Here is an 11835-nt window from a genome sequence, read left to right on the forward strand (position 1 = left end):
CCATGTCTAAAGTGAAAGTGATGACGATCTTCGGGGTTCGTCCAGAAGCAATCAAGATGGCACCGCTAATTTTGGAATTACAAAAGCATCCTGAACATATTGAATCGGTCGTTTGCGTTACAGCACAGCATCGCCAGATGCTGGATCAGGTGCTGGATGTCTTCAAAATTGTGCCGGATTATGATTTGGACGTTATGAAAGACCGTCAGACGCTGAATGAAATTACGATTCGCGTACTGGAAGGATTGGAACCCGTACTGCGTGAAGTGAAGCCTGACATCGTATTGGTTCACGGAGATACACTGACAACCTTCTTGGCTAGTTATGCATCCTTCCTACAACAAATTCAGGTTGGACACGTGGAGGCCGGGCTTCGAACTTGGAACAAGCTCTCTCCTTATCCAGAAGAGATGAACCGCCAATTGACAGGCGTTTTGGCCGATCTACATTTCGCGCCAACAGATTGGTCAGCGGGGAACCTTAAGAAGGAAAGTAAGAACGAGAATAGCATATATGTCACAGGCAACACGGTTACCGATGTGTTTCAATATACCGTACAGTCTGAATATAAGCATCCCGTTCTAGACTGGGCCAAAGGTAAACGTCTTGTTCTGATGACTGCACATCGCAGGGAGTCCCAGGGTGAGCCCCATCTGAATATTTTCCGCGCTATCAAAAGAATTGCTGATGAGTTCGAAGATATCGCCATTGTGTACCCAGTTCATCCGAGTCCAGCTGTGAAGGAACCTGCACATGCCATCCTTGGCAATCATCCGCGGATCAAGCTGATTGAGCCGTTGGACGTTGTTGACCTCCATAACTTTTACCCGCATACCCATCTGATTCTTACAGACTCGGGCGGATTGCAAGAGGAAGCACCTTCATTCGGCGTGCCCGTTTTGGTCCTGAGAGACACGACAGAACGTCCAGAAGGAATTGAGGCTGGAACGCTCGAATTAGTTGGTACAGAAGAAGAAATGGTTTACAGTCGGACGAAGGCACTTTTGACGGATTCTGAGCTATATGATTCTATGAGCCGCTCTGCTAATCCGTATGGGGATGGTAAGGCTTCTGAAAGAATTGTAAAAGCGATTTTGCACCACTTTGGGGTTGTAAATGAGCGTCCTGAGCAATTTCACAGAATGTTCACAAAGGATATTTAGCCTGTATTCTGAGCCATAAACGTACAGCATACAGTTAAACTGTACGGTTAGCACGGTGTTGAGCGTTTTGCTGTGATTATTTTCATATTTTCACGGCAAAACGACAACGATTTGCTCAATTGACAAACTCTTGTGACATTCAGTAAAATGAACAGGGATTATGAGGGTGGACAGAGATGAATAAACCTGGAAAGCCGCACAGATCCGACAAAAATAATTCTGACCCGTGGAAATATATGGGTCTTGTAAGCGCCATTGGTATTGATCTGGCAGCGTTTACGCTCGGTGGATTTTTTCTTGGGTCTTGGTTAGACAAGGTACAAGGGAGCCACGGCCTCTGGGTAGCTCTTGGCGTTGTTGTCGGAGTCCTAGCGGGGATCGTAAGCGTGGTGGTTATCATTAAAGCGGTTTTGGGGGAAAGTAATGAGTGAACTTTCGAAATACCAGAAGGTATTGGTCATCGTGACACTTTGCTTTCTTGCCCTTTGTCTCTTGGTTTCCGTTATCCTTCCTGCACACCGGGACATTCTGTTCGGTGTGGTGCTGGGTTCCGCGGTCAGTTGCATTAATGCATTCTATCTAGGCATGAAAGTAAAACAAGTCTCGGCCTCTGCGGCTGGCGAGAGTCAGAAACGAGCAAGTCTCGGATTCTTGTCACGTGCTGCACTGAGCTTACTAGCTGTTATGATTGCCTATAAGAACCCTGCATATCTGAATATGGTTGCAGTTGCTGGGAGTTTGCTTGTAGCGCCGGTTCTACTCATCATTATAGGAATTCGTTTATCACGTAAGGAGATCTGAAGGATTCAACATGAGAAAGGGGTGAGAAAACATGCATAGTTCACCAATCATTATGCTGGGCGGTTTGCATATTGACTTGTCCGTCGTATTGATGCTAGTTGTGACTTCTGTGATCGTATTTGTTCTTGCAAAGTTAGCGACACGGAATTTGTCAGTAGAGAATCCGGGTAAACTTCAGAATTTTATGGAGTGGGGCGTTGATTTCATCAAGAACATGGTCTCTAGTACCATGGATATGAAGAAAGGTAAACACTTCGTTTCACTTGGACTTGCGCTCATCTTGTTCATATTTGTAGGCAATTTGCTCGGGTTACCGTTCGGTATTGTAACAGACTATCACGATAAGTCGAAAGCGCAGATTTTTGGTCATGAATTGTATACTGTTACGACTGCTTTGGACAAGGCAAATGAACAGCATCCAGATGAACATGCTGAAGTTGGCGTAGCTTGGTGGAAATCACCAACGGCTGATGCAGGCGTATCTATGGGTCTTGCAGCAATGATCTTCCTGTTGTCGCACTTCTTGGGTATGACCAAGAATACCAAAGGATACTTTAGGCACTATATCGAACCTTACGTCTTCTTCCTTCCGATTAACCTGATTGAACAGGTTTCGAAGTTATTGACACACGGTATGCGTCTATTCGGTAATATCTTTGCTGGTGAAGTACTGATTTCAGTTATTTTGAAATTGACTGCACTGGGAGTAGGCGGTTATGTTGCTTCGGTTGCTGGTCTGATCGTATGGCAAGGTTTCAGTTTATTCGTAGGTACAATTCAAGCGTTTATCTTTGTTATGCTGACGATGGTATATCTATCTCAGATGCTAGAATCGCATGACGATCATGAACATGAGCACTAAAATGGTACAAGTAATAAGGTTGGGCGTGAAGTAAACTTCCGCTTAACTCAAATATTAACAAAAATAAAACACATCTTTTAAGGAGGATTTCACAAATGGGAGTTTGGGCATATTTAGCAGCTGCAATTGCAGTAGGTTTGGGCGCGTTGGGCGCAGGTATTGGTAACGGTCTGATTGTAAGTAAAACGGTAGAGGGTATCGCTCGTCAGCCAGAAGCGAAATCAACTTTGCAAACAACAATGTTTATCGGTGTCGCACTAGTTGAAGCACTTCCGATCATCGGTGTAGTATTGGCATTCATGTTCTACACAGGAGCTTAATAACACAAGTCTTGACTATTGGCGGGGAAGGCCACAGCCGTCCACGCTTTCTTTTTACGAGATACAGAAACGGATACCTCACCTTTGGGCGTCGTACCGTTTCTGTTTTAGGGACAGGTCAAATATGACATGAATAGGTACGTCCGGAAAGGAGTGACTAGAATTGAGTTTTGTATGGGAGTCTCTCGTAATCACAATTATCGCATTCGGGATTCTATATTTTCTATTGAATAAATATGCTTTCGGACCGTTGTTCTCCGTTATGGAGCAGCGCCGTGAACTTGTGATGAATCAAATGAGTGAAGCTTCACAAACACGTGAGCAAGCAGTCGCTTACGTGGAGGAGCAAAAGCAAGCTCTTGCAAATGCGCGTAAAGAAGCTTATGACATTATCGAGCAATCCAAACAAACGAGCAGCAAACAGGCTGATCAATTGATGGAGCAAGCTAAAGTCGAGGCAACTCGTATTAAAGAGGATGCTGTGCGTGATATTGCAAGCGAGAAGAATAAGGCGGTTCAAGAACTACGCAGTGAGCTGGGTAGCGTATCTGTTAAGATCGCATCCAAGTTGCTTGAGAAAGAAATCAGCAACGACAATGCGCAGGAAGAGCTTGTGGACCAATACCTTAAAGAGGTAGGGGGCAGACCATGAGCCGGGAAACCATAGCAGCCAAGCGTTACGCGAAGGCGCTGTTTGAAGTGGCTGCGGAGCAGCAACGGACACTTGAGGTGGAACAAGAATTGAAGGCCGTCGTTGAAGCGATTACAGCAGATAGCGATGTGAAGAAATTCATCTCCACACCCAATATTTCCGTATCGGTGAAACTGGATGTGCTGAAAAAAGCCCTTCAAGATAAAGTATCCCAGCCGGTCATCAACACCATTGAACTGCTAGTAGAACGGGGAAGAGCTGATATCTTACCTGAACTTCTAGATAGTTATGTCCGAATTGAAGGCATTAGCCTTGGACTTGCGGATGCCACTGTGTACTCCACATATCCACTGAACCAACAGGAACAAGATACAGTTGCTGCAGAATTCGGAGCTTTGGCAAACAAAAAAATTCGCGTGAACAACGTGATTGATAAAAGTCTGCTCGGCGGCGTAAAGGTCATCATTGGCGATAAGCTATATGACGGCAGTTTAGCAGGGAAGCTTGAACGGCTTGAAAAGTCTTTTAATAGACTAGCACAGTAGATAGGGGTGAAGACACTTGAGTATCAGACCTGAAGAAATCAGTACGCTGATTAAAAGTCAAATTGAACAATATAAATCTGACATTGAGGTAGCCGAGGTCGGCACCGTTATTCAAGTAAGTGACGGTATTGCACGCGTTCACGGTCTTGAAAATGCAATGTCTGGAGAACTTCTGGAATTTGCTAATGGCGTAGTTGGCCTAGCATTGAACCTTGAAGAAAGCAATGTCGGTGTAGTTATTCTTGGACCTTACACGGATATTAAAGAAGGCGACCAAGTTAAACGTACAGGTCGTATCATGCAAGTTCCAGTAGGCGAAGGCTTGCTAGGACGCGTAGTTAACCCAATGGGTGAGCCTCTTGACGGTAAAGGACCAATTCAGGCTACTGAATACCGTCCTGTTGAGAACATGGCACCAGGCGTTATTGACCGTAAATCGGTTCATGAGCCAATGCAAACAGGTATCAAAGCAATCGATGCAATGGTACCAATCGGTCGCGGACAACGTGAGTTGATCATTGGTGACCGTCAAACAGGTAAAACGCAAATTGCAATTGATACGATCATTAACCAAAAAGGCAATGGCGTTAAATGTATTTATGTCGCTATTGGTCAAAAGCAATCCACTGTTGCTCAGGTTGTAGAATCTTTGCGTCGTCATGGTGCATTGGAATACACAATCGTTGTAACAGCTTCGGCTTCTGAGCCATCCCCACTATTGTACATCGCTCCTTATGCGGGTTGTGCAATGGGTGAGTACTTTATGTACAAGGGTGAACATGCCCTTATTATCTATGATGACTTGTCGAAACAAGCAGCAGCATACCGCGAACTTTCCTTGCTTCTTAAACGTCCTCCGGGTCGTGAAGCTTATCCGGGTGACGTTTTCTATCTACACTCCCGTTTGCTAGAGCGCGCTGCGAAGCTGAGTGATGCAATGGGTGGTGGTTCTTTAACCGCTCTACCATTTATTGAAACACAAGCTTCTGACGTTTCTGCTTATATCCCAACCAACGTAATTTCGATTACGGATGGTCAGATCTTCCTAGAATCAGAATTGTTCTACTCTGGTCAACGTCCAGCGATTAACGTGGGTATTTCCGTATCCCGTGTCGGTGGTTCTGCTCAAACGAAAGCAATGAAGAAGGTTGCAGGCGGTATGAAACTTGACCTTGCCCAATACCGTGAACTTCAAGCGTTCTCCCAGTTCGGTTCCGATCTGGATAAATCAACGCTTGCTCGTTTGAACCGTGGTGCACGTCTAATGGAAATTCTGAAGCAAGGTGTTAACCAACCGCTTAAAGTTGAGCAACAAGTTGCTAGCTTGTATACAGCTGTTAGAGGACACTTGGATGATATTCCTGTTGGCGATATCCGCCGTTTTGAGAGTGAGTTCCTTGCATTCCTCGAAAGCAACCACCCAGAAATCTTAGCATCCATTCGTGATACTAAAGATCTTGGTGCTGACAACGAAAATGCACTTAAAGATGCTATTGCGAAATTTAAAAGAGGCTTTGCTGTAATGGCGTAAGCCCTGTATATGAACCGGGCCGTTAGGCTCGGATTCATTCTTTTTCTTAAATGCTTTCGAAGTAACTTTGGCTCAGCCAAAGTTTTGGTTAATGCTTTCGAAGTAACTTTGGCTCAGCCAAAGTTTTGGTTAATGCTTTCGAAGTAACTTTGGCTCAGCCAAAGTTTTGGTTAATGCTTTCGAAGTAACTTTGGCTCAGCCAAAGTTTTAAGGTGGTGAAAACATGGCAAGAGGATTACGCGAAATTAAGCGCCAGATCAAGAGTATTCAAGGTACGAAGCAGATCACGAAGGCGATGGAAATGGTTGCGGCTTCCAAGCTTAGAAAAGCACAGGAAATGGCCCAGCATGCCCGTCCTTACTCTGAGAAGCTAAAAGAAGTGGTGTCTAGCATTGCTTCTGGTACTAAAGGCATCAAGCATCCAATGTTTGAGAAACGTCCTGTGAAGAAAACCGGTTACCTGGTCATTACATCAGACCGTGGTCTTGCGGGCGGATCGAATGCTAACGTGTTGAAACAGGTAATGACAATGATCGCTGAAAATCACAAGTCTAAAGACGAGTACGAATTATTCGTTATTGGACGTAAAGGCCGGGATTATCTACGTCGTAGAGAGCTGCCGATCGTGAATGAAGTTACTGATTTGTCAGACACTCCATCTTTCGCGGATATTAAGTCAATCGCATATGCTGCGGTTAACCGATTCGAGGAAGGCAAAATAGACGAATTGTACATCTGTTACAACCGTTTCGTGAATGCTTTGACCCAAATTCCGGAAGCTAACAAGTTGCTCCCAATGGAGAATATGGAAACAACCGGATCAGTGGCGAGCTATGAGTATGAACCTTCACCTGAGGCTGTACTTGAAGCGCTCCTGCCTAAATATGCCGAAACTTTGATTTTCAGTGCACTGCTTGATGCAAAAGCGAGTGAGCTCGGAGCGAAGATGACAGCAATGGGTAGCGCAACGAAGAATGCATCGAAGATGATTGGCGAACTTACTCTCACGTACAACCGTGCGCGGCAGGCGGCAATTACGCAAGAAATTTCTGAAATCGTGGCTGGAGCTAACGCTCAGTCCTAAAATAACTGTTAACAATCCATGCTCGAACCTTGAACGGATCATTTCGTAAAGCCATAGGCTTACGATGAAGGTTTGCGGATACAGCAGACTTGTAGGAGGGAACTAAAAAAGATGAACAAAGGACGCGTTGTCAGCATCATGGGTGCGGTTGTCGACATCGAATTTGAAAGAGGTCAACTTCCGAAAATCTTTAATGCGATTAAAATTGTAGGCAATGTCAGTGGTCGTGAAATCGACCTGACTTTGGAAGCTTCAAACCATTTGGGTGACAACATGGTACGTTGTATTGCCATGTCTTCCACAGATGGATTGATTCGTGGCTTGGAAGCTGTAGATCTAGGAGCTCCAATCAGTGTTCCAGTAGGACCTGATACATTGGGCCGCGTATTTAACGTACTTGGTCAACCAATTGACCAAGCTGGTGAAGTTGCTTCTGCTGTTACTAGCCCAATTCACCGTGAAGCTCCTAAGTATGATGAGCTTTCTACTCAAGCAGAAATGCTTGAAACAGGTATCAAAGTTATCGACCTTCTAGCTCCATACCAAAAAGGTGGTAAAATCGGCCTTTTTGGTGGTGCGGGTGTAGGTAAAACGGTAGCAATTCAAGAATTGATCAACAACATTGCTCAAGAGCACGGCGGTATTTCCGTATTCGCGGGTGTTGGTGAACGTACACGTGAAGGTAATGACTTGATTGGTGAAATGACGGATTCAGGCGTTATCAAAAAGACTGCCATGGTATTCGGACAAATGAACGAGCCTCCTGGTGCACGTCTTCGTGTAGCTTTGACGGGTCTTACGATGGCGGAATATTTCCGTGATCAAGAAGGTAAAGACGTGTTGCTCTTTATCGACAACATTTTCCGCTTTACTCAAGCCGGTTCTGAAGTATCTGCCTTGCTCGGCCGTATGCCGTCAGCGGTAGGTTACCAGCCAACTCTGGCAACAGAAATGGGTCAACTTCAAGAGCGTATTACGTCTACGAAAAAAGGTTCTGTAACGTCAATTCAGGCTATCTATGTTCCTGCCGATGACTATACTGACCCGGCTCCAGCTACGACGTTTGCTCACTTGGATGCAACAACAAACTTGGAGCGTAAAATCTCTGAAATGGGTATCTACCTGCGGTAGATCCACTTGCATCAAGTTCCCGTATCTTGGCACCAGAAATTGTTGGTGAAGAACATTACAACGTAGCTCAAGGCGTTAAGCAGCTTCTTGCTCGCTATAATGAGCTTCAAGATATCATTGCTATCTTGGGTATGGATGAGCTAAGCGAAGACGATAAATTAATCGTTTCTCGTGCTCGTAAGATCCAACGTTTCTTGTCTCAGCCGTTCCACGTAGCTGAGCAATTTAACGGCTTCCCAGGTAAATATGTACCTGTTAAAGACACTATCCGCAGTTTCAGAGAAGTACTCGATGGTAAGCACGATGATCTCCCTGAAGCAGCTTTCCTATTTGTAGGAGCGATTGAAGAAGCAGTGGAGAAAGCAAAAACACTGTAAGCGTCCTACCGGGATCAAGTGCTTTTGAATTGAGCCATTCAGGAGGGATGTAAGTGAGCACCTTTTTATTGGAAATAGTGACACCGGATCGCGTTGCCTATTCCGGAGAGGTGGACAGCCTAGTTGTCCGGGGCGTTGAAGGTGAACTCGGTATTCTGCCGGGCCATATTCCTACGGTTACCCCGCTTCAGGTTGCTCCAATTGTCGTCAAAAACGGCAAGCAAACCACTCGGATCGCAGTTAATGGTGGTTTTGTAGAAGTACGTAAGGATAAAGTTGTTGTCCTTGCGGAAAGTGCAGAACTAGCGCAGGATATCGACCTTGAACGTGCAGAAGCAGCTAAAGAACGTGCTGAACGCCGTATTGCTAATCGTGGCAAACAAGATGAAGTCGATTTCCGCCGTGCGGAATTAGCTTTGCAAAAAGCTATGAACCGGATTAATGTATCTGGCGGTAATAAATAAAATGAATACAAAAAGACAGCCCGTCTACAATTTAGACGGGCTGTCTTTTTTTGTGAACAAGCTTTATTTTACGAAGAAAAAGAAATCTAAGTGCTGTAGGAACATTTTTATATCATTTATTTCCAAGGAAATGACTAAGAAAGCGCTCTATTGCAAATAATTGAAAAAAATACGAAATAGAAACTGGATTATTAGGTGTGGGGCAAGTATTATATAGGAGTCCCTTTTATAAGATAGGTACAGATAAGGTCTACAACGAATATCATAATAACGTAAATGAGCCTAGAAAGCTGAAATTGGATGATGGAGGATCGATCAATGTCTGAGAGCTTACAAGAACAAGTAACAGGCACGCTCGGTTCAAGTGGGCTGATCGCAATCATTGTGTCTCTAATCTGCATAGGCCTATCCTTCTGGGCGTTGCAAAACCTCAAGCTTGACTTAATTGTGCGTCAACACAAAGGGCCGCAAGGGAGGCTATTACATTTGTTGTTGGCTATTGTGCTGGGACATTTTGTAGCGAAATTCATAATTGATTACTTGAGCTGGAGCCAAATGATAAAGTTTATGTTTTAAGGTGCCAATCATTGGTTATATTTCATTTAGGTTCTTTTAGCGCCCTGAGGATTGGGGCCGGATGTATTTTGTCGAATAATAACTTTTTTTTATGTTAACAATGAGTAGTATAAAGGGTGTATACGTAGGAAATGGGGTAACCCAGCGAAAATGTTTCTAAATTATTTGTACAATCATTATTAAAAAATTTTACATTGCAATGACACTCACATTACATTTGTAGCCATCTATACAGTCGTAAATAATTCACATTGTACCACTCAATCTGTAGCAATCTGACAAAAAAGCTTGTATACGGTAAAAGTTCAATGTTATGATGGCAGTTAGGGAATTAACTATGTATTCATTTGATCAACCAGAATTTAAGGAAAATTATGGACGCGGAGGGAAACATGATGAGCAAATTTATCGTCCGCGGTGGCAATAAATTGACCGGAAGCGTGAAAGTCAGCGGAGCAAAAAATTCAGTTCTTCCGATCATCGCTGCCTCTCTTCTTGGAGGAGAAGGGGAAAGTGTTATATATGACGCACCTCCTCTTGACGATGTTATTACAATTAGTAAAGTTTTAAAATCCATTGGTGCATCCATTACATATGAAAATGATGTAATGAAGGTAAATGCTCAGCGTATTACCTCTTGCGAAGCTCCCTACGAATGGGTACGCAAAATGCGGGCGTCTTTTCTGGTCATGGGGCCATTGTTAGCAAGAATGGGTCACACTCGAATTTCGCTACCTGGCGGTTGCGCCATTGGAACTAGACCTATTGATCAGCATCTTAAGGGATTTGAAGCTCTGGGTGCAGAAATCAGTTTGGGACATGGCTACATTGAGGCAAAAAGTAATGGCAGACTACGTGGAGCAAAGATTTATTTAGATGTTGCCAGCGTAGGAGCTACTGAAAATATTATGATGGCTGCAACACTTGCTGAAGGGGTAACGGTTATCGAAAATGCGGCGAAAGAGCCGGAAATTGTCGATTTAGCCAACTACCTCAACGGTATGGGTGCTAAAGTTCGCGGTGCGGGTACAGGTGAGATTCGTATCGAAGGTGTTGAGAAAATGCATGGCGTGAATCATACAGTTATTCCGGATCGGATTGAGGCAGGTACCTATATGGTGGCTGCAGCGATCACTGGTGGGGATGTATTCGTAGAAGGCGCTATTGCTGACCATCTGGGCCCAGTCATTTCAAAACTTGAAGAGATGGGCGTTCAGATCGAACTGGGGGAGAATGGAGTTAGAGTTATTGCGAATCATCCGCTGAAGGCTGTTGATATCAAGACTCTTCCATATCCGGGATTTCCGACAGATATGCAGTCACAAATGATGGCCCTACTCTTGAAGTCACAAGGAACAAGCGTCGTATCGGAGACGGTATTTGAGAATCGATTCATGCATGTTGATGAATTCCAACTCATGAATGCCGAGATTAAGATCGAAGGACGTACCGCTATTGTAACAGGTGGAGCTAATCTAACTGGAGCAAAAGTATGTGCTACGGATTTGCGTGCGGGTGCGGCTTTGATTTTGGCTGGACTGGTTTCGGAAGGAACTACAGAAGTGAGTGGTGTTCATCATATTGACCGTGGATATGTTCACTTGGCAGAGAAGCTTTCTGCATTGGGTGCAGACATTTGGCGGATTACGGTTGATGAACCTGTTCTTGAGCAATCTGCTCAACCTGCTGCTACGATAATTAAAGAAGAAGTTAATATGTTTAATGTTCAGCCTAGTTGGGTTTAATATTGTAAAGTTCATGTAATGCTACTGTTCATAGGTAAAACAAAGGACCTGGTCAAACGACCAGGTCCTTTGTTGTCTATGGAATTAAAAAGATAGACAACCTTTCGTTTCTCTTAAATGTGTTCTATCACCTGTTAAAAGTTCATATATATCTGTATCAGGATGTGGTACAAAGTCATACCAACATTGATTTTTATCTCTATTAAAGCTAAACATCCGGGTCGAGATGTCTATGAATTGCAGATGAAGCTGAGAACGGAGGTTGGAAGTATATGAAAGATACTCGAACACAATTAAAAATTTCGGTTTCTTCTAGGGAAGAGAATGAGAAATTAAAGCACTTCGTGCTGCTGATCATCAGCCTCGAAAGCCATATCTAAAGGTGGTGCCCTCTCCTCTGAATTCACCGTTACAGAAGGTGAATGAAGCGGTGGAGGGCAAGGGTGCAAATTCAATTGAGTCGCCTATCCAGCAGGCGAAACCATTACAAGGGCTGGGCCCTGCACGCATAGCTGCAGGGCCACCTAAGAGCGGCAGCTCCGCACGCCGCTCGCAAGATAGCGCCCCGCCCGCTTCGCGGGGGC

At 44.4% G+C, this 11835-nt stretch carries 13 protein-coding genes and 1 pseudogene; all 14 read left to right on the forward strand.

What is annotated here, in order from left to right; genetic code table 11:
* Positions 1-2: 2 nt before the first annotated feature.
* On the forward strand, positions 3-1163 hold the full coding sequence (gene wecB, locus JCM16418_RS19615; RefSeq protein ID WP_036652394.1) for a non-hydrolyzing UDP-N-acetylglucosamine 2-epimerase: 1161 nt from the start codon (positions 3-5) through the stop codon (positions 1161-1163).
* A gap of 236 nt (positions 1164-1399) precedes the next feature.
* Entirely contained in the window at positions 1400-1594 is a 195-nt protein-coding gene (locus tag JCM16418_RS19620) for an AtpZ/AtpI family protein (protein ID WP_242403923.1), read from the forward strand.
* Complete coding sequence (locus tag JCM16418_RS19625; protein WP_036652397.1) at positions 1587-1964, forward strand: ATP synthase subunit I; 378 nt, start codon at positions 1587-1589, stop codon at positions 1962-1964. The genes JCM16418_RS19620 and JCM16418_RS19625 overlap by 8 nt, the downstream gene beginning before the upstream one ends.
* Positions 1965-1995: 31 nt before the next feature.
* Complete coding sequence (gene atpB, locus JCM16418_RS19630; protein WP_036652399.1) at positions 1996-2826, forward strand: F0F1 ATP synthase subunit A; 831 nt, start codon at positions 1996-1998, stop codon at positions 2824-2826.
* A gap of 95 nt (positions 2827-2921) precedes the next feature.
* Positions 2922-3146 carry a F0F1 ATP synthase subunit C gene (atpE, locus tag JCM16418_RS19635; RefSeq protein ID WP_036652401.1) on the forward strand — a complete coding sequence of 75 codons (225 nt, stop codon included), beginning with the start codon at positions 2922-2924 and terminating at the stop codon, positions 3144-3146.
* A 163-nt stretch (positions 3147-3309) separates the two neighbouring features.
* Complete coding sequence (gene atpF, locus JCM16418_RS19640; RefSeq protein ID WP_036652402.1) at positions 3310-3798, forward strand: F0F1 ATP synthase subunit B; 489 nt, start codon at positions 3310-3312, stop codon at positions 3796-3798.
* A complete protein-coding gene (locus tag JCM16418_RS19645) occupies positions 3795-4343 on the forward strand; it encodes a F0F1 ATP synthase subunit delta (RefSeq protein ID WP_036652404.1) in 549 nt (182 codons plus the stop codon). Before atpF ends, JCM16418_RS19645 begins: the two co-directional genes overlap by 4 nt.
* 16 nt (positions 4344-4359) lie before the next feature.
* A complete protein-coding gene (atpA, locus tag JCM16418_RS19650) occupies positions 4360-5874 on the forward strand; it encodes a F0F1 ATP synthase subunit alpha (RefSeq protein WP_036652405.1) in 1515 nt (504 codons plus the stop codon).
* A gap of 223 nt (positions 5875-6097) precedes the next feature.
* Complete coding sequence (gene atpG / locus JCM16418_RS19655; RefSeq protein ID WP_036652407.1) at positions 6098-6958, forward strand: ATP synthase F1 subunit gamma; 861 nt, start codon at positions 6098-6100, stop codon at positions 6956-6958.
* Positions 6959-7069: 111 nt separating this feature from the next.
* Positions 7070-8466: pseudogene (atpD, locus tag JCM16418_RS19660) on the forward strand (F0F1 ATP synthase subunit beta).
* Positions 8467-8519: 53 nt separating this feature from the next.
* Complete coding sequence (locus JCM16418_RS19665; RefSeq protein WP_036652409.1) at positions 8520-8930, forward strand: F0F1 ATP synthase subunit epsilon; 411 nt, start codon at positions 8520-8522, stop codon at positions 8928-8930.
* A 318-nt stretch (positions 8931-9248) separates the two neighbouring features.
* A complete protein-coding gene (locus JCM16418_RS19670; RefSeq protein ID WP_036652411.1) occupies positions 9249-9506 on the forward strand; it encodes a DUF1146 family protein in 258 nt (85 codons plus the stop codon).
* Between the two features lie 395 nt (positions 9507-9901).
* Positions 9902-11251, forward strand: a complete 1350-nt coding sequence (gene murA, locus JCM16418_RS19675) for a UDP-N-acetylglucosamine 1-carboxyvinyltransferase (protein WP_148298874.1) — start codon at positions 9902-9904, stop codon at positions 11249-11251.
* Positions 11252-11636: 385 nt separating this feature from the next.
* Positions 11637-11835 (forward strand): hypothetical protein (locus JCM16418_RS24790; RefSeq protein ID WP_148298873.1); only part of this gene is annotated, 199 nt, incomplete at its 3' end.

The organism is Paenibacillus pini JCM 16418, from assembly GCF_000576305.1.
GTDB classification, from domain to species: domain Bacteria; phylum Bacillota; class Bacilli; order Paenibacillales; family Paenibacillaceae; genus Paenibacillus_AQ; species Paenibacillus_AQ pini.

What these genes read in the sequence shown, in the direction of transcription:
- wecB (WP_036652394.1), top strand. Translation starts at nt 3, where the DNA reads ATGTCTAAAGTGAAAGTGATGACGATCTTCGGGGTTCGTCCAGAAGCA.
- JCM16418_RS19620 (WP_242403923.1), top strand. Translation starts at nt 1,400, where the DNA reads ATGGGTCTTGTAAGCGCCATTGGTATTGATCTGGCAGCGTTTACGCTC.
- JCM16418_RS19625 (WP_036652397.1), top strand. Translation starts at nt 1,587, where the DNA reads ATGAGTGAACTTTCGAAATACCAGAAGGTATTGGTCATCGTGACACTT.
- atpB (WP_036652399.1), top strand. Translation starts at nt 1,996, where the DNA reads ATGCATAGTTCACCAATCATTATGCTGGGCGGTTTGCATATTGACTTG.
- atpE (WP_036652401.1), top strand. Translation starts at nt 2,922, where the DNA reads ATGGGAGTTTGGGCATATTTAGCAGCTGCAATTGCAGTAGGTTTGGGC.
- JCM16418_RS19645 (WP_036652404.1), top strand. Translation starts at nt 3,795, where the DNA reads ATGAGCCGGGAAACCATAGCAGCCAAGCGTTACGCGAAGGCGCTGTTT.
- atpG (WP_036652407.1), top strand. Translation starts at nt 6,098, where the DNA reads ATGGCAAGAGGATTACGCGAAATTAAGCGCCAGATCAAGAGTATTCAA.
- JCM16418_RS19670 (WP_036652411.1), top strand. Translation starts at nt 9,249, where the DNA reads ATGTCTGAGAGCTTACAAGAACAAGTAACAGGCACGCTCGGTTCAAGT.
- murA (WP_148298874.1), top strand. Translation starts at nt 9,902, where the DNA reads ATGAGCAAATTTATCGTCCGCGGTGGCAATAAATTGACCGGAAGCGTG.